Annotated in this window: 24 protein-coding genes; 1 reads left to right on the forward strand and 23 read right to left on the reverse strand. The window is 64.2% G+C overall.

Going from position 1 to position 26,103, the window contains the following annotated elements; genetic code table 11:
• Positions 1-150: 150 nt before the first annotated feature.
• The 14 genes from JOE41_RS03000 to JOE41_RS03065 form a co-directional block, all read right to left on the reverse strand.
• Complete coding sequence (locus tag JOE41_RS03000) at positions 151-2,682, reverse strand: bifunctional lysylphosphatidylglycerol flippase/synthetase MprF (protein ID WP_245200876.1); 2,532 nt, start codon at positions 2,680-2,682, stop codon at positions 151-153.
• A gap of 98 nt (positions 2,683-2,780) precedes the next feature.
• Positions 2,781-4,127: an alpha/beta hydrolase family protein gene (locus JOE41_RS03005; protein WP_209750789.1), complete on the reverse strand. Its 1,347-nt coding sequence runs from the start codon at positions 4,125-4,127 to the stop codon at positions 2,781-2,783.
• Positions 4,128-4,132: 5 nt separating this feature from the next.
• On the reverse strand, positions 4,133-4,564 hold the full coding sequence (locus tag JOE41_RS03010) for a DUF2550 domain-containing protein (RefSeq protein ID WP_011692444.1): 432 nt from the start codon (positions 4,562-4,564) through the stop codon (positions 4,133-4,135).
• 10 nt (positions 4,565-4,574) lie between these two features.
• Positions 4,575-4,859 (reverse strand): F0F1 ATP synthase subunit epsilon, encoded by a 285-nt coding sequence (locus JOE41_RS03015; protein WP_011692445.1) that lies wholly within the window; start codon positions 4,857-4,859, stop codon positions 4,575-4,577.
• A gap of 1 nt (position 4,860) precedes the next feature.
• Positions 4,861-6,315 carry a F0F1 ATP synthase subunit beta gene (gene atpD / locus JOE41_RS03020; RefSeq protein ID WP_011692446.1) on the reverse strand — a complete coding sequence of 485 codons (1,455 nt, stop codon included), beginning with the start codon at positions 6,313-6,315 and terminating at the stop codon, positions 4,861-4,863.
• Between the two features lie 82 nt (positions 6,316-6,397).
• Positions 6,398-7,291, reverse strand: a complete 894-nt coding sequence (locus JOE41_RS03025) for a F0F1 ATP synthase subunit gamma (RefSeq protein ID WP_011692447.1) — start codon at positions 7,289-7,291, stop codon at positions 6,398-6,400.
• A gap of 76 nt (positions 7,292-7,367) precedes the next feature.
• The gene (gene atpA, locus JOE41_RS03030; RefSeq protein ID WP_011692448.1) at positions 7,368-9,005 is read right to left on the reverse strand and encodes a F0F1 ATP synthase subunit alpha; all 1,638 of its coding nucleotides are present in this window, start codon (positions 9,003-9,005) and stop codon (positions 7,368-7,370) included.
• A gap of 82 nt (positions 9,006-9,087) precedes the next feature.
• Positions 9,088-9,915: a F0F1 ATP synthase subunit delta gene (locus tag JOE41_RS03035; RefSeq protein ID WP_011692449.1), complete on the reverse strand. Its 828-nt coding sequence runs from the start codon at positions 9,913-9,915 to the stop codon at positions 9,088-9,090.
• A complete protein-coding gene (locus tag JOE41_RS03040; RefSeq protein WP_011692450.1) occupies positions 9,915-10,463 on the reverse strand; it encodes a F0F1 ATP synthase subunit B in 549 nt (182 codons plus the stop codon). Before JOE41_RS03040 ends, JOE41_RS03035 begins: the two co-directional genes overlap by 1 nt.
• A 52-nt stretch (positions 10,464-10,515) precedes the next feature.
• Positions 10,516-10,734, reverse strand: coding sequence for an ATP synthase F0 subunit C (gene atpE / locus JOE41_RS03045; RefSeq protein ID WP_011692451.1), 219 nt, complete (start codon positions 10,732-10,734; stop codon positions 10,516-10,518).
• An 80-nt stretch (positions 10,735-10,814) separates the two neighbouring features.
• On the reverse strand, positions 10,815-11,615 hold the full coding sequence (gene atpB, locus JOE41_RS03050) for a F0F1 ATP synthase subunit A (RefSeq protein WP_011692452.1): 801 nt from the start codon (positions 11,613-11,615) through the stop codon (positions 10,815-10,817).
• Positions 11,616-11,706: 91 nt separating this feature from the next.
• Entirely contained in the window at positions 11,707-12,006 is a 300-nt protein-coding gene (locus JOE41_RS03055; RefSeq protein ID WP_209753518.1) for a hypothetical protein, read from the reverse strand.
• Positions 12,007-12,022: 16 nt separating this feature from the next.
• Positions 12,023-12,514 carry a hypothetical protein gene (locus tag JOE41_RS03060; RefSeq protein WP_209750791.1) on the reverse strand — a complete coding sequence of 164 codons (492 nt, stop codon included), beginning with the start codon at positions 12,512-12,514 and terminating at the stop codon, positions 12,023-12,025.
• A 107-nt stretch (positions 12,515-12,621) separates the two neighbouring features.
• Positions 12,622-13,782, reverse strand: a complete 1,161-nt coding sequence (locus JOE41_RS03065) for an MraY family glycosyltransferase (protein ID WP_209750794.1) — start codon at positions 13,780-13,782, stop codon at positions 12,622-12,624.
• Between the two features lie 296 nt (positions 13,783-14,078).
• On the opposite strand from JOE41_RS03065, the gene JOE41_RS03070 reads away from it, so the two are divergent.
• On the forward strand, positions 14,079-14,975 hold the full coding sequence (locus JOE41_RS03070) for a glycosyltransferase (RefSeq protein WP_209750796.1): 897 nt from the start codon (positions 14,079-14,081) through the stop codon (positions 14,973-14,975).
• A gap of 18 nt (positions 14,976-14,993) precedes the next feature.
• Here the strand turns inward: JOE41_RS03070 and JOE41_RS03075 are convergent, their stop codons facing one another.
• The 9 genes from JOE41_RS03075 to JOE41_RS03115 all read right to left on the reverse strand — a co-directional run bounded on the left by JOE41_RS03075 (position 14,994) and on the right by JOE41_RS03115 (position 26,098).
• Positions 14,994-15,752 (reverse strand): WecB/TagA/CpsF family glycosyltransferase, encoded by a 759-nt coding sequence (locus tag JOE41_RS03075; protein ID WP_011692457.1) that lies wholly within the window; start codon positions 15,750-15,752, stop codon positions 14,994-14,996.
• A complete protein-coding gene (locus tag JOE41_RS03080; RefSeq protein ID WP_209750798.1) occupies positions 15,749-16,486 on the reverse strand; it encodes an L-threonylcarbamoyladenylate synthase in 738 nt (245 codons plus the stop codon). Before JOE41_RS03080 ends, JOE41_RS03075 begins: the two co-directional genes overlap by 4 nt.
• Positions 16,487-16,558: 72 nt before the next feature.
• A complete protein-coding gene (prmC, locus tag JOE41_RS03085) occupies positions 16,559-17,455 on the reverse strand; it encodes a peptide chain release factor N(5)-glutamine methyltransferase (RefSeq protein ID WP_209750800.1) in 897 nt (298 codons plus the stop codon).
• Between the two features lie 18 nt (positions 17,456-17,473).
• Entirely contained in the window at positions 17,474-18,547 is a 1,074-nt protein-coding gene (prfA, locus tag JOE41_RS03090) for a peptide chain release factor 1 (protein ID WP_011692460.1), read from the reverse strand.
• Positions 18,548-18,655: 108 nt separating this feature from the next.
• On the reverse strand, positions 18,656-20,833 hold the full coding sequence (gene rho, locus JOE41_RS03095) for a transcription termination factor Rho (protein ID WP_209750802.1): 2,178 nt from the start codon (positions 20,831-20,833) through the stop codon (positions 18,656-18,658).
• Between the two features lie 349 nt (positions 20,834-21,182).
• Positions 21,183-22,169, reverse strand: coding sequence for a homoserine kinase (gene thrB, locus JOE41_RS03100; protein ID WP_043429874.1), 987 nt, complete (start codon positions 22,167-22,169; stop codon positions 21,183-21,185).
• Between the two features lie 2 nt (positions 22,170-22,171).
• Entirely contained in the window at positions 22,172-23,278 is a 1,107-nt protein-coding gene (thrC, locus tag JOE41_RS03105; protein WP_209750804.1) for a threonine synthase, read from the reverse strand.
• On the reverse strand, positions 23,279-24,595 hold the full coding sequence (locus JOE41_RS03110) for a homoserine dehydrogenase (RefSeq protein WP_011692464.1): 1,317 nt from the start codon (positions 24,593-24,595) through the stop codon (positions 23,279-23,281). It lies immediately after the preceding gene.
• Positions 24,596-26,098: a diaminopimelate decarboxylase gene (locus JOE41_RS03115; protein ID WP_011692465.1), complete on the reverse strand. Its 1,503-nt coding sequence runs from the start codon at positions 26,096-26,098 to the stop codon at positions 24,596-24,598.
• Between the last annotated feature and the right edge of the window lie 5 nt (positions 26,099-26,103).

Here is a 26,103-nt window from a genome sequence, read left to right on the forward strand (position 1 = left end):
GCTTCCTGCGAATCAATGATCCCCGGCATTAGTGCCGGGGATCATTTTTTTGGGAATTTTCCATTGGCCGTTCCACGCATTGTTGCTTGTCACAAATGTTTTCGGAATCTGAAATCATGATGCCCGGAAATTTCAACGGACGTTACGGAATTAGCTGACCATTGTCCTCAGCAGCCGGGCGCTCTGGCGGACCGATAGACCCGGCAGATAGGCGCGGCTCAGGGCCCGGCCAATCGCCGGCAGTTGGAGGGGGTCCTGGTAGTAGAGGTAGAGCGTGCGGTAATCAGGCTTGAACCGGGATTTGAAGGTGGCCAGGGAACGGAATCCGTACACCGGTTCGAGTGCCCGCCCCACCACATCAAGGATCGCCGTGAGGGCCTCCGGCTCCCGCGCCCTCCCCCGGTCCGGTTCCTGGTCCTTGTCACGGCCGGTGTCCTGGTCCGAATCCCGTGGTGCGTCGGACACTGCCGCTTCCTCCGGCTCCTTAGCCAGGGGCGAGCCGGAGAGGGAAATAACTTCCACCGAATTCCGCAGCTCCAGTACTGCGGAGGCAATCAGGAACTCCATAACTCCGGGGAATCCGTCCTCCCGCCGGCGCATGAAATCGAGCGTCCAGCTGACCACCCGTCCCTCCTCATATACCGGCAGCCAGCTGGTCACGCCATGCACCAGGCCCTCAGGGTCGACGGCGACGCAGCACAGCACGTCGTCGTCCATCAGTTCGTCCATGCCGCCGAGCGTAAATCCCATCTCCGGAACGGATTTCTGCGCAGCCCATTCCTCGGATACCTCAAGGAGCTGGGCGCGCAGCGCGGCGGGGAACCCGCTGTAGCGTCCCCAGACGGCCGTCACGCCGGTCTTTCGGGCACGGTTCAGTGCAGTGCGGACGTTTTGCCATTCCTTGCCTTTGAATTCGAGTTCCCTGACGGCGAGCCGCGTCTCCTGCGCGACGGCCACCCTGCTGAACGCACGGGAGTGCAGCATGGGCCACAGCTCGTCGGTGCAGGAATAGAAACATGGCACCAACGCATGCTCGGCGCAGTACTGCATGAATCCGGCAGCGGCTTCCTCCCGCAGCGCCGGGTCTCCGAAGGGACCGCCCAGCGTGAGGGCAACACTGCCATGCTGCTGGTAGGCCACCCCGGCATCCCCGGCCGGTGTGAACCAGTACTTGTTCGGTTCCCACAGCGCCATCCAGGAAAGTGAGTCGCCGCCGCGGCGCACCAGCAGGCGGGCCACATCCCTCTCCACGACACCCGCGCCGGCGCCGTGGTGCCGCCCCAGCAACACCATCCAGACGCCTACGAGTGCCACCGCCCAGAACGCGATGCCGGAATAGGCAAACAGGAAAGCCTCCACAGATTGCCTGTCCTGGAAAATGCGGTTGTAGAGACTGGGGATGGGAACCGGAAGGTATTGGCGAGCCAGCTCGGCCGCGAGCCCGGACAGTCCGCCGTCGCGCTCCATTCCGCCGGCACTTAGCCACGCGATGGTGTAGGTACCGGCAAGTGCAAGCCACGTTGCTGCCAGCACCCGGGTCAGGGTACGCCGTCCCCTTGCCGAAGTCTCCACACGGAACTGGCGCCGGTTGATCCACAGCAGCAGGATGAGGAGCAACGGGACAGCCACGAGCGGGAGCACGTGGACGAATCCTGAGCCCATCACGGCCGTGTGCGGCCGTGACGGGTAGTGGGGTATCCGGGCAAACAGCGTGAGGTACACGGCAGACAAGGCCGTGACGGCCAGCTGGACCCCGATGGTGATCCGCCAGGCAAGCCGGCGGCCACGCCGCAGGCCGTCCGCGCAGATCAGCAGGAGCAGTACCGGCACTACGGCCAGTGCAAGGCCCAGCGGTCCGGCGAACCCCGTCCGCCCGATTTCCAGGCAGCTCACGTCAACAGTGCCGCCGCAGTTCTGCTCAAGCTGGCTCAGGGTGGGCAACGGGTTGAGGACCACGTCCCGCAGGAGCGCCAGCGGCCCGGTGGGACTGCGGACGGCGGCGGTCAGGATGGGGCCGACGGCGAAGATCCCCACGATCAGGGCCAGCAGGTTACGCGTCTCGCGGCCGGTGGAGCGGTGCCGGTGTAGGGTCCCCTGGTCGCTCTGGATCCACCACCCGGCAGCAAGCCCCGCCAGGGCACCCAGGAAACCGACGACCGTCTCCGGATGCCCCACATAGAGGACGAGCAGCAGCGACGCTGACACGATGCCCGTACGCAGTCGCCGCTGCCACAGGGTGGGCGCTAGGCCGCTGGCCCCCAGCACGGCAGCCAGGACCGCAGCGTAGGGGCCAATGAGCCGGGCATCCACCATCAGGCCAAGCCATCCGTCCCCGGCGAAGCGGGCGAGCTGGGTGACCAGCAGAAACAGTGAGACGGCCGCGAACTGCCCGCCGAAGAAGTACGCCGCGGTCCGCAATGTGCCCAGCCGGCGCTCGGCCAGGCCCAGGAACAGCAGGATCATTGTTGCGGCGGTGAGGTACGCGGCGGGGTTCGTGGCAAAGAAGAGCGATGTAAACATGGACCACCAGCGGCCGTCCTTCAGGGCGGCCGCGTGCACCGAGGCCACGTCAAGAAGTGCCTCCGGAGGCCCGGACAGGAAGCTGTTGGTGGCCGCGCCGGCGCCAAGGAACAGGCCAAGGACGGCCAAGGTAAACGGCACGGCCTTGAAGTGCTCCTGCATGCGGCGCAGGGCCCGAAGCGCAACGTCAGACCACCTGACGCCGCCGTCCGGCACGGAGCCCTTCCTGACGATCACCTGAGTAGAGTTCCCTTGCCCGTTCATGGCGCGATTCCCCACCGTGGTGCCAGGAAATCCAGGGCGGCCGGGAGTGCCTTGGATGCCGCCTCCCAGGAATGTCCGGTGTTGGCAACCGGGTCGGCCTGAACGGCGAAGCCTGCCCGCCGGGCCGCTGCGGACAGCTCATCCATGTAGGCGAGGAATTCCGGGTCCCTTGCTCCGGCGCCGAAATATATGGCGTGACCCTCAAACCGTGTTCTAGCCATGATGTTCAAGGGAGTCTGCTCATCAAAGGCTGCACCATCGCCGCCGAACGACGCGTCAATGGTCTTCTGCCGCTCCTTCGCCAGTGCCGGCTCCCGTTCGCTCGAGAACGCAAGGACCGAGGCGTAGGTGCCGGGATGGCGGGTTCCCATCTGCAATGCGCAGGTGGCACCAAAGGAAAATCCGCCTGCAGCCCACTGCCGGTGGTCCGCGGAAACGTCCAGGGTCTGCTTGATCCAGCGAGGTACATCCCGTGCAAGAAACGTATCAGCCTTGGCTATGCGGCTATCCATGCAGAGAGTATTGGCCGACGCTGTTCCGTTGGGATCCACCACCACGACAACCGGGGCCACGCCGTCGTGGTCCGCTGCGAAGCGGTCCATCCGGCTGCGCAGCGCCCCGCCTGTGAGCCAATCGGCCGGCCCTCCGGGCTGTCCTGAAAAAAGAACAAGGACGGGAAGCGCCGGGCGGGGCACAGCCTGGTAGGCGGGCGGCAGGTAGACGTATGCCTCACGGCTGCTGAAACCCGAATCAGTGCCCGGGATTTGCGCCTTCCGCACAACGCCGTCGGCAGGCATTCCCTCCGGCGGCCGCCAGGCTGCCAGGGCTGTAGGGGCGGCGGCCGCGGGCTGGCGTTCCAAACCGGCTTCCAGCGGCTGGATCCTGGCTACGGCGGTGCCCATCACATCACTCACCGTATGGTTGAGGCCGAAATAGGCGTTGATCTGGACGGCACCGAGCAGGAGGACTCCCAGGATCGACGCCACGGCGGCGGCCCTCCCCCGCCAGGTGTGCACGCCGGCCGGCGGGGAAGGTCCCTCCGCCGGAGAGGAGCGTCGAAGCTTCCACAGCCGGAGCACCCCTAGGAAGAGGACGAAGACCATTGCCACAAACCACGCGAGTACTTCGCGCGGGAGACTCTCGGGCAGGGCCGAAAAAGTGTAAATCAGCAGCCAGTGCACGGCGGCCACAACGCCGGCCGCCAGCAGGAGGGCAGCGCCGGCGCTCAGGGGCCAGCGGCGTCCGCGTGCCCACAGAAGCCAGCCAAAGCCGGCGGCACCGGCGGCCCAGGCAACCCACAGCACAGGTCCGTCGGTTAGATGGACATCAGCGACGAGATCCACCGGCGTTAGCGCCAGGTGCCCACACCGATGACCGGCCCGGCTTCCAGCCACGAGGACAGTCCTGTGTAGGCGTCGAACTTCATGGCCAGCAGGACGTCCTGGCCTTCGTAGTGAAGTTCCACGATGACTGAGTCAGGCTGGACCTTCACGAGTTCCGCCTCGGTGGGCTGGCGGCGTCCCACGAGTTCCAGTGAACTGCGCCGGAACGTGTATTTGGGGCGGACGCTGAGCGAGAGCAGCTTGAACCACTCAAGGTCGTTGTCCTGATAACGACAAACCCCCATCTGCCAGCCCTTTCCGGCCGTGCAAATGGAGGCGTCCACTGTGCCCAGGGCACGCCGCAGGTTAAAGCGGCGTACCCCGGACAGGCACAGTGCGAAAATCAGCAACGCAAGGACAGTTGCCAATGCGATGAACGGAAAACCAGGATCGTTCATCAAGGTCGGGCTAGCGGATCCCCGCAGTAGCTGCTTCACCCATTTGGGCGTTGTCAGCGACAATGACCACCCTGTTGTTGTCGACGGAGAAGAATCCGCCGTCGACAACTACAGCAATGCGTTCACCGGAAACCGGCTCAATGGCCAGTTCACCCTCGGCCAGAATCGCCAGCAGGGGCGAGTGGCCGGGCAGGATTCCGATTTCACCATCGCTGGTGCGGGCCTTGACCATCTTGGCCGCTCCGGACCACACGAAGTGATCCGCTGCGACAATCTCAACCTCAAGCTCAGCCATATTACTTGGTCTGTTCCTGGATCTTGGCCCACTGGCGCTCAACGTCATCCAGGCCACCGACGTTGAAGAACGCCTGCTCTGCAACGTGGTCAAGCTCGCCGTCGCAGATGGCGGTGAAGCCTTCAACCGTGTCCTTGATGGAAACGGTGGAGCCTTCGACGCCGGTGAACTGCTTGGCGGTGTAGGTGTTCTGGGAGAGGAACTGCTGGATGCGGCGTGCACGCGACACGACGATCTTGTCCTCTTCAGACAGTTCGTCAACACCGAGGATGGCGATGATGTCCTGGAGTTCCTTGTTCTTCTGCAGGATCTGCTTCACACGGACAGCCGTGTTGTAGTGGTCCTTGCCGATGTACTGGGGGTCCAGGATACGGGAGGTCGACGTCAGCGGATCCACGGCCGGGTACAGACCACGCGAAGCGATTTCACGGGAAAGTTCCGTGGTCGCGTCGAGGTGTGCGAAGGTGGTGGCCGGTGCCGGGTCGGTGTAGTCATCCGCGGGAACGTAGATGGCCTGCATCGAGGTGATGGAGTGGCCCTTGGTGGACGTGATGCGCTCCTGGAGGAGACCCATCTCGTCGGCAAGGTTCGGCTGGTAACCCACGGCGGACGGCATGCGGCCGAGAAGGGTGGAAACCTCGGAGCCTGCCTGCGTGAAGCGGAAGATGTTGTCGATGAAGAGCAGCACGTCCTGGTTCTGCACATCGCGGAAGTACTCCGCCATGGTCAGAGCGGACAGCGCCACACGCAGACGCGTTCCCGGCGGCTCATCCATCTGGCCGAATACAAGGGCGGTGTCCTTGAGGACCCCTGCCTCTTCCATTTCAACCCAGAGGTCGTTACCTTCACGGGTACGCTCGCCGACACCGGCGAACACCGAGGTGCCGCCGAAGTTGCGGGCAACACGGGTGATCATTTCCTGGATCAGCACGGTCTTGCCGACACCGGCGCCACCGAACAGGCCGATCTTTCCACCCTTGATGTACGGGGTGAGGAGGTCGATCACCTTGATGCCGGTTTCCAGCATCTCGGTGGAGCCTTCGAGGGTCGCGAAGGCGGGAGCCTTGCGGTGGATCGCCCAGTGGTCCGAAGCCTGGATCTCGGACTCGTCAACGTCGAGCGGCTTGCCGAGGACGTTGAAGATGTGACCCTTGACGCCGTCGCCGACGGGCACGGTGATGGGCGAGCCGGTGTCCACGACGTTGGTGCCGCGGACGAGTCCGTCGGTGGCCTGCAGGGAGATGGCGCGAATGAGGTTGTCACCCAGGTGGAGGGCGACCTCGAACGTGATGGTCTTGGTCTCACCGTTGAGAGTAATCTCCGTGGTGAGTGCGTTGTAAATCGAGGGGATTGCGTCAGCCGGGAATTCGACGTCGACAACCGGGCCAATAACACGTGCAATACGGCCGGTAGCACCGGACGTTGCGGCTACGTGTTCGGTAGCGGTGGCAGTCATCTCTCTCACTTCACTCAGTAGATGGCGTGGGGGTTAAGTTTATCTTTTAGTGCAGGTACAGCTGGATCCGGAAGCGTGCTGGCTAGGACGCGTTCAAAGCGTCGGCACCGGCCACGATTTCGGAAAGCTCCTGCGTAATTTCAGCCTGGCGGGCAGTGTTGCGCAGACGCGTGTACTTCTTGATGAGGTCCGTGGCGTTGTCGCCGGCAGACTTCATCGCCCGCTGACGGGCTGCGAGCTCGGAAGCTGCTGCCTGCAACATGGCGGCGAAGATACGTGATTCGATGTAGCGCGGCAGCAGGGCATCGAGCACCTGCTCCGTTTCCGGCTCGAATTCGTAGAGCGGCAGGAGGTCCGATTCGGACGCGGCCTGCTCTTCGACGACCTCGAGGGGAAGCAGGCGGATGACCGTCGGTTCCTGCGTCACCATGGACTTGAAGCGGGTGTAGACGACGTGGATCTCGTCCACGCCTCCCTCTTCGTAGGCGGTGGCAAAATCCTCGAGCAGCGCTGCGCCGATTTCCTGAGCGGTCGCAAACACCGGCGAATCGGTGTTCCCGGTCCATACCTGTGCGTAGGGACGGTTGCGGAAGTCGAAGTACGCCTGGGCCTTGCGGCCGACAACGTATGTCTTGACTTCTTTGCCTTCCTCACGGAGCAGCTCGGTGAGGCCTTCCGCCTGCTTGAGCACACTTGCCGAGTACGAACCTGCGAGGCCACGGTCCGAAGTGATGACCAGGACGGCGGCGCGGCGGATCTGCTCGGGCTCGGTGACCAGCGGGTGGTCGATTTCACTCTGGCTTGCGACAGCAGAAACGGCACGCGTGATCGCGTTTGCGTAAGGCAGTGAAGCCGCTACGCGTGCGCGGGCCTTGCCGATGCGCGAGGTAGCGATCAGTTCCATCGCCTTGAAGATCTTGCGCATCGACGTCGTCGAGCTGATCTTCTGGCGGTAGACCCGAATCTGGGCTCCCATACTTATCCTTTCCTAAGATCCCGGTGGCCGGGACTGCCGGAACCCGTCTGGGTCCCGGCAGTCCCTGCCAGCGAAACTAGCGCTTCTGCTTGACGATTTTTTCCTGGTCGACCTGCGCCTCGTCGATGGGAGCGTATTCCTCGTGCCCCGCACCAACCAGGAGGTTGTCGCCCTCGCCGAAGAAGCCCTTCTTGAAGGCCACGATCGAGGTCTTCAGTGCTTCAGCGGTGTCATCGTCCATGACGTTGGTCTGTGCCAGCGTCGTCAGGATGGAGGACTTGTGCTTCAGGTGCTCCAGGAACTCGGTCTCGAAGCGGCTGATGTCCTCAACCGGAACGTCGTCCAGGTAACCGTTGGTACCGGCCCAGATGGACACAACCTGGTTCTCGACCGGGAACGGCGAGTACTGGCCCTGCTTGAGCAGTTCCATCAGGCGTGCACCACGGGTCAGCTGCTGGCGCGATGCGGCGTCGAGGTCCGACGCGAACATTGCGAACGCCTGCATGTCGCGGTACTGGGCCAATTCCAGCTTCAAAGTACCGGAGACCTTCTTCATCGACTTCACCTGCGCTGCGCCACCCACGCGGGAAACGGAGACACCCACGTCGACGGCGGGACGCTGGTTGGCGTTGAAGAGGTCCGACTGCAGGAAGATCTGGCCATCGGTAATGGAGATCACGTTGGTCGGGATGTAAGCAGAGACGTCGTTTGCCTTGGTCTCGATGAGCGGCAGGCCGGTCATCGAGCCTGCGCCGAGCTCGTCGGAGAGCTTGGCACAACGCTCCAGCAGACGGGAGTGCAAGTAGAAGACGTCACCAGGGTAGGCTTCGCGTCCCGGCGGGCGGCGGAGGAGCAGTGAAACTGCACGGTAGGCCTCAGCCTGCTTGGAGAGGTCATCAAACACGATGAGGACGTGCTTGCCGCCGTACATCCAGTGCTGGCCGATAGCCGAACCGGCGTAAGGAGCCAGGTACTTGAAGCCTGCGGGGTCGGACGCCGGGGAAGCCACGATGGTGGTGTATTCCAGTGCGCCGTTGTCCTCGAGCGTCTGGCGAACAGCCGCGATGGTGGACGCCTTCTGGCCGATGGCCACGTAGATGCAGCGCACCTGCTTGGTGACGTCTCCGGAAGCCCAGTTGGCCTTCTGGTTGATGATGGTGTCGATAGCGATTGCCGACTTGCCGGTCTGGCGGTCGCCAATGATCAGCTGACGCTGGCCGCGGCCGATCGGGATCATGGCGTCGATAGCCTTCAGACCGGTCTGCATCGGTTCGTGAACCGACTTGCGCTGGGTCACGCCGGGCGCCTGGAGTTCCAGTGCACGGGTGGTCTCAGCCTTGATTTCGCCGAGGTCGTCGATCGGCTGGCCCAGCGGGTCAACCACGCGGCCGAGGAAGGCGTCGCCAACCGGCACGGACAGAACCTGACCCGTGCGGTGGACTTCCTGGCCTTCTTCGATTCCGGTGAAGTCACCGAGGACGATGACACCGATTTCGCGGACGTCGAGGTTCTGGGCCAGGCCCAGCGTGCCGTCTTCGAAACGAAGCAACTCGTTCGCCATGACCGAGGGAAGGCCCTCAACACGGGCGATGCCGTCACCTGCGGTGGTCACACGGCCGACCTCTACGCGCTCTGCGTTTCCGGGTTCGTAGGACGCCGCGAACTCGTTCAACGCAATACGGACGTCGTCGGCGTTGATGGTCAATTCGGCCATCTGCAGTCCCTGCTCTCCTGTTTTCGTGATCATCGTTGTCACGATGACCGGGGTTTCTATCAGTTAAGTTGTGCTTGTCCGGTTAGCCGGCAAGCTGACGCTGGAGCTGGCCCAGGCGGGTGAGCAGCGAAGCGTCTACCACTTCATCACCAACCTGGATCCGGATGCCACCGATCAGTGCCGGGTCAACGTTCATGTTGATCTTGAGCTCGCGCCCGTACAGGGCGTTCAGCCCTGCCTGCAGACGGCCGGTCTGCGACTCCGTCAGCGGACGGGTGACGCTGACCGTTGCGATCCAGCGCTGCTGGCGCTTGGCTGCAAGTTCTGCGAACCGACGCACAAGGTTGGTCGCCTTGAGGCCACGGGGATGCGAAACTGCCTGTCCGATAAGGACTTTCGCTTCCTCGCTTGCATTGGGAACGAGCTTTTCGGCGAGGGCAATCTTGGCAGCCGGGCTCGCCTGCGGCTCGGACAGAGCACGCTGTACCTCGTGGCTGGAATCAACGGCGTGGTTGAAGGCGAACAGATCGTTCTCCAGCGCTTCCAGTCCGGTGATTCCTGAGGCAGAGACGGCCGACTTGTTCTCAGCAACGGCTATTACCACCGAAGCGGCAAGAGTCTCGAGTGCATCGCCGATATCCCGAGCCGACGCCCAGCGTGAACCGGCCAGTCCGCTCGCAATTTCCGCAGCATCGGTGGAGACTTTTCCACCGAAGAGCTGCTTGACCAGTGCCGACTTTTCGTCGCCGCTGCGGGACGGGTCAGTCAGGGCACGGCGCAAGCCAGCCGAGCTGTCCACTGTTCCCAGGATTCCGAAGAGTTCCTTTGCCAACTGCAGCGAAGCGAAGGGAAGCTTGGCTTCCAACGCAACCAGCGCCGCGGTCAGCGATTCGCTCGATACACCTGCCATTACTTAGCTGCACCTGCGTTCTGGTTCTCCAGATCTGCCAGGAAACGGTCAACCACACGGGCTGCACGTGCATCATCGCTCAGTGACTCGCCGACGATGCGGCTTGCCAGGGTGGTGGCCAGCGTGCCGACTTCGGCGCGCAGGGACACAACGGCCGCCTGGCGCTCGGATTCGATCTGCGCGTGGGCGTGGGCGGTGATGCGGGCAGACTCTGCAGCTGCCTTTTCCTTCAGGTCCGCCAGGATCTGAGCGCCTTCTGCACGGGCTTCCTCGCGGATGCGGTTGGCTTCTGCACGGGCGTCGGTGAGCTGCTGCTTGTACTCTTCGAGTGCAGCAGAAGCCTCTGCCTGGGCCTTTTCGGCCTTGGCAATGCCACCTTCAATAGCCTCGGCACGCTCTGCGAACGTCTTCTCGAACATCGGGACAACGAACTTGACCACGATGTAAAAGAGGACAGCAAAGCCGGCCAGGACTACGCCCATTTCCCAAGGGTTGGGAACGAGCGGATTAGTGCCTTCGGTGGCGGCTGAGATGATCGTCTGATTCATATTTCACCCGTCCTTATCTACTCGGTTCTGGATGTTCGCTAGGTTCTAACGATTAGGAGAGAACGAAAGCGAAGACCAGGCCGAGGATGGCGAGTGCTTCAGTCAGCGCGAGGCCGAGGAATGCGATCGGCTGCAGGACGCGCTGGGCTTCCGGCTGACGTGCCACACCATTGATGTAAGCCGCGAACACGAGACCCACACCGATACCACCGCCGATAGCGGAGAGGCCGTAGCCGATGAGGTTGAGGGAGCCGTTGATGGAGCCTTCCATTTTTCTTCCTTTCAAGATGCCACCCGTGTGGCAGGTTGTTTGGGTTGCTTCATCCCCGCGAAGGGGAAGTATGTGGGTGCCTAGTGGCTGTCCGCGTGCAGAGCGCCTTCAATGTAGATGGCAGTCAGCAGCGTGAAAACGTAAGCCTGCAGCGCCATGATCAGCGCTTCCAGCATGTACATGGCGATAGCGCCGACGAGCACCAGTACGGAGGTGCCCTTGAGGAGGATGTTCTCCTGCATGACGAGGTACTCGATGCCGGAACCGGCAATCATCACGATCAGGTGACCGGCCAGCATGGTGGCGAACAGACGGAGGCTGTGCGTGACCGGGCGGACCAGGAAGTTGGAGATGATCTCGATCGGGATAACGATCGGGAGAATGTAGACCGGCACGCCCGTGGGTACGGTGGCCAGCTTGAAGTACTTGATCCCGTTCTTCTTCACGCCGATGGCGATCCAGGTCAGGTAGACAATGGCAGCCAGCACGTAGGCGCCGCCTACGTGCGAGAAGCTCGGAAGCTGGATCAGCGGGATGGCGCCGTAGATGTTGTTCACCAGGATGAAGAAGAAGAGGCTGAACAACAGCGGGACGTACTTCATGAAGTCCTTGCCGCCAATGATGTCCTTGGCGATGCTGTTGCGGACGAAGCCGTACGCGGCCTCACCTGCGAACTGCAGTTTGCCGGGAACAAGCTGCTGCTTCCGCGCAGCTAGCAGAAAGAATGTAGCGATAATGACGACCGACAGGATTACCAGCAGCATCTGCTTGGAGAATCCGTCTGCCGCACCCCACGGCAGGATTGCCGGCAGGTGCATTTCTTCAATTCCAGGAGGATTGAACTCTCCTGAATCTTGGGCCGGGAGCGCAAGCGCGATCAACGCGTTTCCTCTCTGCAGTGTCCATCATTGGGCGTTGGTGAGGGTCCGGCGATCATCGTGTCCGCCCTTCCCCTTGTGAAATTGTTAGGCATTACTGTTCCTCGTCCTTGGACGGGCCGCTGGCTGCACTGTCTTCACCAGTTGACGTTCTGTTACTGGTGAGGCCGTGCATATGAGAAAGATAGAACCCTCCCGCAGCTCCAAGCAGAGCGCCTGCGAGCACAATCCAGCGGGTTCCCCACAGATAATCCAGACCCCACCCTATCAAACTCCAGACGATGATTCCGCCAATTATGTAGCTGAAGACGGCGATGCCGGCGTTGTATCCGCCGTCCCCGCCATCGGAAGATACGCCTGCTGAACCTTGGGTGGATTTGGGGCTTTCCCGCATGTTTTTTCGCTTCGAATTACGGCTGTTCATCATTGCCGTCTTTCACGGGTTGGGGGTCGTTATAAATGCGGAGGCGGGCCTTGCTGAATCCGTAGATCTCTGCTGCCTGCCAAAATACGACGGCGGTAACGGCGCCGATCAGGAACCAGCGGCCATGAAGCCAGGCGGGAGCGCCGATAACGAAGAGCACGACGGCAAAACCCACTACTTTGACGAAGTAGGTGACTACGAAGACCCCGATGGCACCCGATGGATTGTTCCGCCCGACAAAATGGCCAACCAGGAGGCTGATTCCGAAGAAGGCCATCACCAGGAGTCCGCCGAAAGTGCTGGACAGCACTCCCCCGGAGCCGTTGAGCATGGCGGCCGGTATTCCGGCGAGCACAAGGCCGGCAAGCGCCGCGCCTGCGCTCAGCTTCAAAAGTCCCAGCCACAATGACTTTGTGGGACCGGAGACACCAACGGGTCCGTTGCCGGATCTGTGTCCGGGTTCGGCGTTGGAGGTCATAAGATCCCAATCGTCGTGTACTGCGGGCTGGCAAGGGAGCGTGCGGCGAAGAGCTGCACTGAAATTCTACATGAGATAGAAATTATTCGGAAAAGGGTGTCCAAAGGTCACTCCTGCCCGGCCGCTTCAGCTTCGGCCTCTGCCTCCGCTTCCGACCTCGGCCCCGCTCCGGGCGCCTTGTCGCGAAGGTAAGGCCACGCGGTGACCACAGCCATGATGGCTGCCGCAGCGATGTCCACGGCCAGTACCGTCTGCCACGGGAAAATCGCGAAAGCCAGACCACCGAATGCCAGGACGCAGGTCCACGCGTACATCAGGAGGACGGAGGCCCGGTGGGAATAGCCGATGTCCATGAGTTTGTGGTGGAGGTGTCCGCGGTCGGCTGACCAGGGCGAGCGGCCCACGGCAGTCCGCCGTACGACAGCCAGGCAAAGATCCAGCAGCGGCAGGAACAACACGGCGAAGGGCAGCAGGATGGGAATGATCGTGGGGATACCGTTGGCGCGGTCATAAAGGCCGGACGTGATCTGCCCGGTCGACACGATGCCGGCGGACGCCAGCAGGAGACCGATCAGCATGGCGCCGGAGTCGCCCATGAAGATCTTCGAGGGAAACCAGTTGTGGGGCAGGAATCCCACGCAGCTGCCCACCACAACCGCAGTCAGGAGCGTCGCAAGGTCCGAATAGTCCAGGAGCACGGCCGACCGGTGCACCCAGTATGCGGTCAGGAAGAACGCTGCACCGCCGATGATAGCTACCCCTGCGGCCAGCCCGTCCAGTCCGTCGATGAAGTTGAAGGCGTTCATGGTGGTCACGATCAGCCCGGCAGTGAGGACAATGCGGACCATCTCGTTCTCGAGGATGATGGGCTCGGGAACAAAGGGGACGATGGTCATCCTGACGCCCCAGATGGCCACCACCATGGCTGCGGCACTTTGGCCGATCAGCTTCACCCACCACCGCAGGTCGAGCAGGTCGTCGGCGAGGCCCACAATGACGATCAGCGTGGCGCCGGCGAGGACCCCCCACGGTGAGGCGTTGCCGCGGAAGATGTCCTTGACGAAGAATGACTGGCTCGCCACGACCAGCGCCACCAGGAACCCTGCGTAAATACCCAGGCCTCCCAGCCTGGAGACCTTGTGGGAGTGGGTGTCGCGGCTGCGGATCGGCGAGAAGAGTTCGAGCCTGTTGCCGATGAACCGTGCGCCCCAGGTCGCGGCGAACGAGACGCCTGCTGCCGTCAGCATCATGAGCAGGTACATGATCATGGGGAAACCACCTTCCCCGCACCGTCAGCGGAACCAACCCCTGGCAGCGTGCATCCCTGCGGCCCGGTCAGTGCAGGGTGGCAGGGATAGCTAGGGTGCGATTGCTGTGGAACTGACTTTCGATAAATGAAACTTCTCCGTCGCCGTGCGCGCGGCAGGCAGTGCGTAGTGCCTGACAGGGCTGTATTACAGTGGACTCTAGTCAAGATACTAATGCCAACGGCTAGCTGGCTTCGCGTCACACGGCCCAATGCCGGCGGGAAAACCACCGGCAGCCGTGTTGAAAGGAACCAGCAATGTCCCTGTCGGTTGCAGTTGCCGCCGTGACGTTCGATCGTCCCCGTGAGCTCGCCGTTCTGCTGGATGCGATCAACAGGCAGACCGCTCCGGTCCGCTCGATTTGCCTGGTGGACAGCGGCACCGTGCCCGCAAAAGACGTGGCTTCCCGGCACTCCAACGTGGACTATGTCCGGTCAGAAGCGAACCTTGGCGGCGCAGGCGGCTTCTCCCTCGCCATCCTCAAGGCGGTTGCCAGCGGCGCTGACTGGATCTGGATGATGGACGACGACGCCGAGCCCGGCGACCCGGAGTGCCTAGCCACGCTGCTCCGCGAGGCCGAGGCACGCGGCCTGGACGCCGTGGTTCCGCTGGTTGCCGCGCCCGGCCACCCGGACCGGCTGTCTTTTTTCTTCCGCCTCGACGGCAAAGTCACCCACGACCGCGCGGACGTGGAAAAACTCGGTTTCCTGCCCGATGACGGCCACTTCTTCAATGGCGCGCTGATCCGCTCGGACGTCTTCTTCAAAGTGGGTCTGCCCGACATGCGGCTCTTCATCCGCGGCGACGAGGTGGACTTCACCATCAGGCTCCGGAAAGCCGGCATCCGCTTCGGCACGGTGACCACCACGGCCATCACGCACCCCCACGCTTTTGCAGAGACTCAACACGTTTTCGGCGCCCGGTGGCACGTCATTGTTCCTGAGACCGCGTTCAAGCGCTATTACTACTACCGGAACCGCGGATACCTTATCCGCCGCCATTTCCGGGTGAAGTCGCTCGTGGCTGACGTGGGCGGCTACCTCGGCTACTTCCTGCGTCGCGGCGACTTCCGCGGGCTGGCTGACTGGTTTCGGGCGTTTTCCACCGGCCTCCGGGGCAAGGGCTTCGGGCCCCTGAAGGACCAGAAGTTCTAGGCCGCCCGGCGGCGGCTGCTAGCGGTTTGACGTGAGGCGTCGCCGGACCAGAAGCGCGAGGAGCACCCACGGCTCGCCGAACACGCGATAGGCAACCCTGCGCGGATGCAGCATGAGCCGCCAGGCCCATTCCAGGCCCAGGCGGCCCAGCCATCGCGGAGCCAGCTTCTGGATTCCGGCAATCTGTTCGATCGCACCGCCCACCGCGCAATACACGGCAGGGGGAAGAACGGAAAGCCTGCGGCGGAGGACCATCTCCTGGAGCGGCATGCCCAGTCCGAGGAGCACCATCTGGGGACGCAGCTCCTGCAGCCAGGCTACAGCTTCGCCCTCAAGGGCACTGTTCCAGCCTTCGCCTGGCATGCCGGCCACCTTGGCGTTGGGGACAATTCCGGCCAGGCGTGCCACAGCCCTCGCATTGGCTTCCGCTCCGGCTCCGATCACGGCAATTCGTTCAAGCCCTTCGACGCTGCCGAGGGCAGGGATCCAGTCGGTGGAGCCCAGCCGGTAGTCCATGACCGGCCCATCGGCCTCTCCCGATCTCCCCCAGAGCCACAGGACGGGGGCGCCATCGAGCAGCACGACGTCGCTGTCTTCGTAGAGGGCGCGGAATTCCGGGTCCGAATGAAAAAGCGTCACGCTGTGCAGGTTGTGGCCCACCACTGTGCGGGTGCTGCCTTCGGCAACAAAGCGGTTGAGCGTGGCCGTCATCCCGGAAACGGTCAGCGGCGTGGCGTCGACGCCGAGGACGGGTATGTGCTGCCGGGTGAGGATCATTCGGCGCCTTGCTCTGTCACGGGTTCGTTGTCAACCGCCGGCTCAGTCGCAGGGACGTCGGCCGCATTGCCGTCGATGTCCAGGAGACCCGGAACGACCTCGCGAAGCCGTTCGACGCTGATGGCACCCTGGCGGACCACCCTGAGCGGCAGTGCTGTGGCGTCAACGATGGTGGACGGCAGGGCGTCAGCGTCCGCGTCGCCGTCCGGGCGCAATCCCCCTTCGAGGTAAACCTCGACGGATTCAGCGAGCTGGGTCATGGCTTCGGCGGCGGTGCGGGCAGCAGGCTGGCCGGTGCGGTTTGCGGAGGACACCGCCAACGGTCCGGTGAGAGTCAGCAGGTCCTGCGCGACGTCGTCGGCAGGCATCCGCAACGCAACAGTTCCCTTGGTCTCGCCCAGGTCCCAGTCCAGCGACGGCTGTGCGTGGAAAATCATGGTGAGGCCTCCCGGCCAGAACGCCTCAGCAAGCTTGCGGGCCTCTGCAGGGACGTCCGTTGCCAGTCCGTCCAGGGCGTTGAGACGCGGAATCAGAACGGGCGGCGGCATCTTCCGGCTGCGGCCCTTGGATGCGAGCAACAAGGTGACAGCCTGTGGCGAGAACGCGTCAGCACCGATTCCATAAACCGTGTCCGTCGGGAACACGACGCATTTGTGTTGGCGGATGGCCCGCTGGGCATTCTCCAGCCCTTCAGCCCGCTGGTCAGCTGCCGTGCAGTCATAGGTTGTGGTCACTGGCCTATTCTTTCATCACTTCATGCACGGACCCGCATCCACCGATCCGTGCCGCTTACTGGGCTTTGCCGTTTACCGGGCTGTTCCTTTACCCGGTCCGGCAAGGACGGCACTGGTGGCGCGTTCCCTGCCGTTGAGGTCCAGGTGCGTCGTCACGTCGGACCAGAGGCCGGACTTCTTCATCATGGCGGCGATCCACGTCGCCTGGACTTCGGCGTGTTCCATCACGAAGTAGCCGCCGGGAACCAGCAGCCGGGCGGCAGACGCTGCCGCCGCCGTCGGGAGCTCCATTCCGTCCGCTCCCCCGCCGTACAGGGCTTCTGGCGGATCGTGCAGCGCCACTTCGGGTTCGTTGGGGATTGCTTCCGCGGGAATGTAGGGCGGATTGGAGACGACGACGTCGAACGTTCCGTTGTGTTCCGGAAGCGCGTCGCGCAGGTCCCCCCGGAGGAGGGTGATGCCGAGCGGGCGCAGGTTCCGTTCGGCCCAGGCGTGGGCAAACTCGCTGAACTCCACGGCGTAGACTTCCGCGCCGGGGACTTCGAGTGCGATGGACCCTGCAATGGCACCGGATCCGGTGCCCAGGTCCACCACCTTGGGGCGGGCACGGCCCTGCAGCCGGTCCCTGTCGCCAAGCCAGTCAATGACCAGCTGCACCACGGATTCGGTTTCCGGCCGGGGAATGAAGACCCCCGGCCCCACGGCAAGCTGCAGGTAGCGGAAATGCGCCACACCGGTGATGTGCTGCAACGGCACCCGGCGCGCGCGCTCGGCCACCAGTTCGGCGTAACCCTCGGGAGCCGGGGAATCGACCAGGAGCATGGCTCTCAGCCTGCCCAGTCCGACGCCCAGGAGGTGGTCGGCCAGGAGCTCCGCGTCCACACGAGGGCTGGGGACACCGGCCTCGGCCAGGAGCGCGGTTGCCCGGCCGACAGCCTCCGCCAGGCTCAGTCCTGTTCCATGTGTCATCAAACGACCGGCCGGGGGCTATTCGCCGATGGCGTCCAGGCGGGCCTGTTCGTCCATCTCGATGGCCGACTGGATGACCGGTTCAAGGTCGCCGTTCATGACCTGGTCCAGGTTGTAGGCCTTGTAGCCGGTGCGGTGGTCCGCGATCCGGTTTTCCGGGTAGTTGTACGTGCGGATGCGCTCGGAACGGTCCATGGTGCGGATCTGCGACTTGCGCTGGGCCGAGTTCTCGGCGTCAATCTGCTCCTGCTGGTGCGCCAGGATGCGTGCCCGGAGCACGCGCATGCCGGCTTCACGGTTCTGCAGCTGGGACTTCTCGTTCTGCATGGCCACCACGATTCCGGTGGGAAGGTGGGTGATACGCACCGCGGAGTCGGTGGTGTTGACCGACTGCCCGCCGGGACCGGAGGACCGGTAGACGTCGATCTTGAGGTCATTCTGGTTGATCTCGAGTTCCTCGGGTTCGTCCACTTCGGGAAGAACCAGCACACCGGCAGCCGAGGTATGGATGCGGCCCTGGGATTCCGTCACCGGGACGCGCTGCACGCGGTGCACGCCGCCCTCGAATTTAAGTCTCGCGTAGACGCCCTCTGCGGGGTCGTTGGAGTTGCCCTTGACGGCCATCTGGACGTCCTTGTACCCGCCGAGGTCCGATTCGGTGGCGGAGATGAGTTCGGTCTTCCAGCCACGGGACTCCGCATAGCGGGAGTACATCCGCAGCAGGTCCGCAGCGAACAGAGCAGCTTCGTCGCCGCCTTCGCCGCCCTTGACCTCGAGGATCACGTTCCGGGCATCGTCCGGATCCCGCGGGATAAGGAGCCGGCGCAACTTGGCGGCAGCAGTCTCCAGTGAAGCCTCCAGTTCCGGCACCTCCGCCGCAAACTCGGGGTCCTCGTCCGCCATTTCCTTGGCAGCCGCCAGGTCGTCGCGGATGCTTTCCCAACGGTGGTAGGCCTCCACAATTCCGTTCAGTTGGGCAGAACGCCGCCCCAGTTTCCGGGCAAGCTTCTGGTCAGCATAAACAGCAGGATCCCCCAGCTGCGCCTGGATAGCAGCATGCTCATCCAGCAGGCCCTGTACGGACTCAAACATTTTCACAACCTCTTTCGACTCTTACAAGTCTAGTTTCCCGGGACTTAACGACGAACCGCCCAAAGTGTGCCGACCACAGGGTCGGCACACTTTGAGCGGTGAACGTAGCTACTTGTCGTTATCCGACTTCGCACCAAGCGTCGTCTTCTGGACCTGCATGAGGAACTCGACGTTGCTCTGCGTCTCCCGGATCTTGTTGGTCAGCAGCTCAAGGCTCTGCTGCGTTTCGAGTCCGGAGAGGACGCGGCGCAGCTTCCACATGATCTTGACTTCCTCGGGGGAAAGCAGGTTCTCTTCGCGGCGGGTACCGGACGCGTTGACGTCCACGGCCGGGAAGATGCGCTTGTCCGCGAGCTGGCGGGACAGGCGCAGTTCCATGTTGCCGGTTCCCTTGAACTCTTCGAAAATGACCTCGTCCATCTTGGAACCGGTCTCGACGAGCGCGGTGGCCAGGATGGTGAGCGAGCCGCCGTTTTCGATGTTGCGGGCGGCACCGAAGAAGCGCTTCGGCGGGTACAGGGCTGCCGAGTCGACGCCACCTGAGAGGATACGGCCGGAAGCCGGCGCCGCCAGGTTGTAGGCACGGCCCAGTCGGGTCATCGAGTCGAGGAGAACCACAACGTCCATGCCCATTTCCACGAGGCGCTTGGCGCGTTCGATGGAGAGCTCGGCCACGGTGGTGTGGTCGTCGGCGGGACGGTCGAAGGTGGAGGCAATGACCTCGCCCTTGACGGTGCGCTGCATGTCCGTGACTTCTTCAGGGCGTTCGTCAACGAGCACCATCATGAGGTGGACCTCAGGATTGTTGGTGGTGATGGCGTTGGCGATGGACTGCAGGATGAGCGTCTTGCCGGCCTTCGGCGGCGAAACGATCAGGCCGCGCTGGCCCTTGCCGATCGGGGCAACCAGGTCGATGACGCGGGGGCCGATCTTCTTGGGGTCCGTCTCGAGGCGCAGGCGCTCCGAGGGGTACAGCGGGACGAGCTTCGCGAATTCGACGCGGTCCTTGAGCTCCTCGGGGGTCTTGCCGTTGACGGAGGTGACGCGGACCAGGGCGTTGAACTTCTGGCGGGCAGACTGCTGGCTGCGGTCTTCGCCTTCACGCGGTGCGCGGATGGCGCCGACCACGGCGTCGCCCTTGCGCAGGTTGTACTTCTTGACCTGGGCGAGGGACACGTAGACGTCGTTCGGACCCGGCAGGTAACCGGAGGTGCGGATGAACGCGTAGTTCTCCAGCACGTCCAGGATGCCGGCGACGGGCAGCAGGACATCGTCCTCGGTGACCTCGACGTCGTCGACGTCCGGTCCCTGGGCGCGTCCACGACGGCGGTCGTTACGGTCGCGGAACCGGTCGTTGCGGGAGTTGTCCCGGTTGTCCTGGCCCTGGCCGCCTGAGCGGTCGTTGCGGTCGTTGCGGTCACGGCGGTTGCGGCGGTTGCGGCGGCTTCCGCCGTCCGAATCGTCGCTGTCGCGGGTGTTGTCGCGGGTGTCATCGCGGCGCGGCGCACCGGAGGTGTCTCCACCATCGCGACCGCCGCGGGTGCGGGTTGACTGGCGTTCGTTGCGCTGACCGGCGTCGGCTGCTTCGCCGCCCTGGTCTGCACCGCGCTGTTCGCGCTGTTCCCCGGCACGCTGTTCAGTGCGCTGTTCAGCAACACGCTGTTCGGCAGGAGCCTCGGCCTGTGTTTCGCTTTCGGCGGCCGGTGCAGTCGCCTGGGCTGCCGCTTCACCGCGGCGGCGGTTGCGGGTGCGCGGCTGGCGGCGCTCTGCAGCTTCCGGGGCGGCACCTTCGGACACGGCGGCCTGGCCGGCGTCAGGAGCGGACGCGGCCGCGGGGGCCTCGCTGGGAGCAGTTTCCGGAGCCTCGGTGGCGGGAGGGGTGATCACGCCGTCGCTGCCTGCGCGGCGGCTGCGGCCGCGCCGGGCACGGGTGCCTTCCTGGGCGGGAGCCTCGGCGGCTTCCGCTGCGGTTCCGGCCGCAGGTGCGCCTGCTGCAGGTGCAGCTGCAGCCGGAGCCGTGGCCCGGGCCGAGATAGTCTCGCCGGTCTTCTCGGCACCCTTGGCAGGAGCCTTGGTGGTTGGAGTACCCGCACGATGGGCGGAAATGGCGGTCACCAGATCGCCCTTGCGCATGCGGGATCCGCCGGAGATACCCAACTGGCTGGCGAGGGCCTGCAGCTGGGCGAGCTTAAGGCCGGCAAGGCCGCTGCTCTTTGCGGGTGCTGCCGACAACTCGGTAGCAGAAGATGTGTCCACAGCTGGAGACAGCTCAGTGGTTTCGGTCACGAAGGATCCTTCCCCCTCGACGGCGTCCAGACTGGGAGCTGGACGCGATGATTTGATCTGGGCTGCAGTTCAGATCTACAGCCGGATTTCGGCCTTGCCGGATGGAATTTCGGCCAGCAGGGCCGGATACTGATACGCCTCGACCACTCCAACAAGAGACCGGAATGGCGGACTGACGGTTCAGGGGTGCAAAACTATTCTGCAGATTCCTGCGACAGACCAAGCAGGCGGCACCGGAGACTGTTGCGCAGTTGAAGTTCAGAGCAGCAAACGATTAGACAGGCGCCATGGCCAACATCGGATTCTTTTGACTGCGGGTTCTGGTTCTTATAACTAACTGCCTGCGGGATTACCGCCGGTGCACTCCCACTTTAGCACCTTCAACGTCCACCGCCAGCTTCATCACACGCCATCCCACATCCGGCGTGTTGGCCCGGGTATAGGCCCCGATGAAGTCCACCACGGCCGCTGCCTCTTCTTCGCCGTTGGCGAGCACCAGCACAGTCGGCCCGGCCCCGGAAACAACGGCCGCGTGTCCGGCGTAGCGCAGTGCGCGGATCAGGTCCGCGCTGGGGCGCATGGCCTCAGCCCGGTAGCTCTGGTGGAGATAGTCTTCCGTGCCCGCCAGCAGGAATTCAGGCTTGCTGGTGAGTGCGTGGATGAGCAGCGCCGCCCGGCCGGAGTTCATCGCAGCGGCGTGATGGCCCACTGACGCCGGCAGCAGCGCACGTGCGGCTTCGGTGGACAGCTCATAGTCAGGTACTGCGACAACGGGAACCACGGAGTCCGCCACGGTGGCGCAGGTGCTGCTGTACTGGTCACTGTCCTGCCACGACAGCGCCAGACCGCCGAATATGGCCGGTGCGACGTTGTCAGGGTGGCCTTCCATTTCGCTGGTGAGCTGCAGGATCCAGTCCTTGCCGCGGCGCGAATCCTCCGGAACGAGGGCATTGGCTGCGGTAACGGCGGCCACGACGGCCGATGCCGAGGAGCCCAGGCCGCGGCCGTGCGGGTTGACGTTGTCGGCTGTGATCCTCAGGCCCTCGTGCCGGAAACCCAACCGGTGCAGGGCCACGGTGATCGCCTTGACCACCAGGTGGCTCGCGTCGCGCGGAAGCGTCTCCGCGCCTTCGCCGCTGAGTTCGAATTCAAGCTCGCCGCTGCCGAGGGTTTCCACGGTCAACGTGTCGTGGAGCGAAAGGGCCAGCCCCAGGCTGTCGTATCCCGGTCCCAGGTTGGCGCTGGTGGCAGGCACGCGGACGGTCACCAGCTGCCCGGCCGGGACTGCCGGCGCGCCTGCGGCGGACTCGGCCGGGACGGTGAGGGTGGTTTCCAAGGCTATTTTTCTTCCAGGCCCAGCTCGGCGGCCACAGTGACCACATCGTTGGACACCTTGACCGGCTGGACATCGCTGCCGTCTTCGGTGCGCAGCGCCCACTGCGGGTCCTTCAGTCCGTGGCCGGTCACCGTGATCACGATGGTCTTTCCGGCGGGGACTTGCCCGGCGGCGTGCTTCTTGATCAGGCCTGCAACGCCGGCGGCGGAACCGGGTTCAACGAAGACGCCTTCCTTGGCGGACAGCCAGCGGTGCGCTGCCAGGATTTCGTCGTCGGTAACCGCTTCGATCAGCCCGCCGGATTCGTCACGGGCGGCGATGGCGCCGTCCCAGGACGCGGGGTTCCCGATCCGGATTGCCGTGGCGATGGTGTCCGGCTCGGTGATGGGGTGGCCGGCGACAAACGGCGCCGCCCCGGCGGCCTGGAAGCCCCACATTTGCGGGGTCCTGGTGGACACGGCAGGAAGGGTGCCGGCAGTGTCGGATTCGAACGGTGCCGAGTACTCCTTGTAGCCCTTCCAGTACGCGGTGATATTACCGGCATTCCCTACCGGAAGGACGTGGATGTCCGGGGCGTCGCCGAGTGCGTCCACGACTTCGAAAGCGCCGGTTTTCTGCCCCTGGATCCGGGCCGGGTTGACGGAGTTCACCAGGAATACCGGGTAGGACTCCCCCAGCTTCCGGGCGATGTCCAGGCAGTTGTCGAAGTTCCCGTCCACCTGCAGGAGGGTGGCGCCGTGGGCGATCGCCTGGCTGAGCTTGCCCATGGAAATCTTGCCTTCCGGGACCAGCACGGCGCACTTGAGGCCCGCTGCCGTGGCATAGGCCGCCGCGGACGCGGAGGTGTTACCGGTGGAGGCGCACACCACGGCCTCGGCGCCGGAGGCCACCGCGGCAGTCATGGCCATGGTCATGCCCCGGTCCTTGAAGGAACCGGTGGGATTCATGCCTTCCACCTTGAGGTACACGGTGGAACCGGTCAGCTCGGAGAGCTTCTGCGCGTGGACAAGCGGCGTGCCGCCCTCACCGAGGGTGATGACCTTGGTGCTTTCCGTTACGGGCAAACGATCAGCGTATTCGCGGATGACACCGCGCCATTGGTGAGCCACTTAGACTCCTTCTACCCGCAGTACGGATGTAACGGAATTGATGACGTCGAGGCCCTTCACGGCCTGGACGGTTGCTGCCAGTGCAGCTTCGGTTGCGCGGTGGGTGACGATCCGCAGTTCGGCCGATTCCACGTTGGAGTCGGCGTCGCGGTGGATGGTCTGGCGCATGATCTCGATGGACACGCCGTGCTCCGCGAACAGTTGGGCGATCTTTGCCAGCACACCCGGCTGGTCGGCAACGTCAAGGCCGATGTAGTAGCTGGTGTTGACGGCGTCGATCGGCAGGGCGGGGACCTTGCCAATGGTGGTCTCGGTCTGCGCAGGGCCGCCCAGGACAATCCGGCGTGCGGCGGAGACGAGGTCGCCCAGTACGGCCGATGCCGTGGGAGTACCGCCGGCGCCCTGGCCGTAGAACATCAGCTCGCCGGCATTCTCGGCCTCAACGAAGACGGCATTAAAGGCACCGTGGACGGCGGCCAGCGGGTGCTCGCGCGGCAGCAGGGTGGGGTGCACTCGGACAGACACGCCCTCGCTACCGTCTGCGGCGGTCAGCTTCTCAGCAATGGCCAGCAGCTTGATGACGAACCCGGCGTCCTTGGCCGCGGCGATGTCCGCCGCGCTGACGCCGGTGATGCCTTCGCAATGGACGTTTTCGAGGTCAAAACGGGTATGGAAGGACAGCGAGGCGAGGATGGCTGCCTTGGCCGCGGCGTCGAGTCCGCCCACATCGGCGGTGGGGTCCGCCTCCGCGTAGCCCAGGCGCTGCGCCTCGGCCAGGGCGTCCGCGAACGTCGCGCCCGTGGTGTCCATCTGGTCCAGGATGAAGTTGGTGGTGCCGTTCACGATGCCCAGCACCCGGGTAATACGGTCACCGGAGAGGCTGTCGCGGATGGGGCGCAGGATGGGGATGGCGCCGGCCACCGCTGCTTCGTAGGACAGCTGGACGCCTGCTTTGTCCGCAGCTTCATAGAGCGTGGGGCCGTCCTGGGCCAGGAGGGCCTTGTTGCCGGTGACCACGCAGGCCCCGTTCTGGATGGCGGCGAGAATCAGGGAACGGGCAGGTTCGATGCCGCCCATCAGTTCGATCACGAGGTCCGCGTCCTTGACCAAGGTGTCTGCGTCCGTGGTGAAGAGTTCCCGCGGCAGCTCAACGTCACGGGGTGCATCGATGGTGCGTACGGCGATGCCGGTCAGCTCCAGGCGGGCTCCGGTGCGTGCGGCCAGTGCGTCGGCGTCATCAATGAGAATCCGCGCCACCTGGGCCCCAACGTTGCCACAGCCCAGCAGGGCTACCTTCAGGGTTCGCAATTCAGTCATTCAGACTCCCATGTCGCGGTTCAGCAGATCTTGTTCGGTTTCCCCGCGGACAATCAGCCGGGCTGATCCGTCGCGCACAGCGACAACGCCCGGCCGGGCCAGATAGTTGTAGTTGCTGGAGAGGGCCCAGCAGTAGGCGCCGGTCCCCGGTACAGCGAGCAGATCACCGGCTGCCACGTCCTCGGGCAGATATACATCTCTAACAACTATGTCGCCGCTCTCGCAATGTTTGCCCACTACGCGGGACAACTGCGGTGCCGCGCCGGAGGTCCGCGAGGCCACAATCGCCGAATAATCCGCGTCGTAGAGCACCGGGCGGGCGTTGTCGCTCATGCCGCCGTCCACCGACACATAGCGGCGCGGGTACGTAACGTTTTTTGCCGTGTTTCCTGCCTGGTCGGCCGCTGCGCCGTCCGCAGCGGCCGGCGCGTCAACGCGGACGGTCTTGAGCGTTCCCACTTCGTAAAGCGTGAACGTGGAGGTGCCCACGATGGCGCGCCCCGGCTCGATCGAGATCCGGGGGGCCGTGATGCCCAGTTCCTCGCAGGTGGAACGCACGACGGCGGCCATCGCCTGTGCGATCTCTGCGGGAGGCCGTGGGGTGTCCACCGGGGTGTACGCGATGCCGTAACCGCCACCGAGGTCCAGTTCAGGCAGGACGATGGAGTACTTTTCCTGCATTGCAGCCAGGAAACGGAGCAGCTTCACCGCAGCCAGCGCGAAGCCGTCCGGTTCGAAGATCTGTGAGCCGATGTGGCAGTGCAGGCCCAGGAGCTCGATGCCGGCGAAGCCCGTGGCGGCGGCCACGGCCTCCTCCGCCGCGGACAGGCCGGCCTGGTCCGTGGAGTCTTCTGCCATGGAGAGACCGAATTTCTGGTCCTCATGCGCGGTGGCAATGAACTCGTGGGTGTGGGCGTGCACGCCCGGGGTCAGCCGCAGCATGACCCTGGCCGTTTCGCCGCGGGCAGACGCGATCGCGGCGATGCGCTCCAGCTCGGCAAGGCTGTCCACCACGATCCGGCCCAGCTTCATGTCCAGGGCACGGTGGATCTCGGCGTCGGATTTATTGTTTCCGTGCAGGGCGACGTCTGCTCCCGGGATGCCCGCGCGGGCGGCGACGGCGAGTTCCCCGCCGGAGGCGGTGTCCAGGCGCAGCCCTTCCTCCTCCACCCAGCGGACAACCGCGGTGCACAGGAACGACTTCCCGGCGTAGTAGACGTCCACTCCCCCGCAGATGTCAGCGAACGCGTCGTTGAAGGCATCGCTGAAGGCGCGCGCCCGGGCCCGGAAGTCGTTCTCGCTCATCACGAACAGCGGCGTGCCGAACTCGTGCTGGAGCTCGCTGACCGGAATGCCGTCAATGGCGAGCTCGCCGGCGTCGTTCCGGGCGACGCCGGCGGCCCACATGGGCTCGTGGAGCGCGTTGAGGTCTGCCGGGACGTCGAGCCACTCCGGGGCCAGGGGGGATGCTTGATTCAAGGAATTCCCGGGCTGTGCTGACATGGGGG

The organism is Arthrobacter sp. PvP103, from assembly GCF_017833075.1.
In the GTDB taxonomy this organism is placed as follows: Bacteria; Actinomycetota; Actinomycetes; order Actinomycetales; family Micrococcaceae; genus Arthrobacter.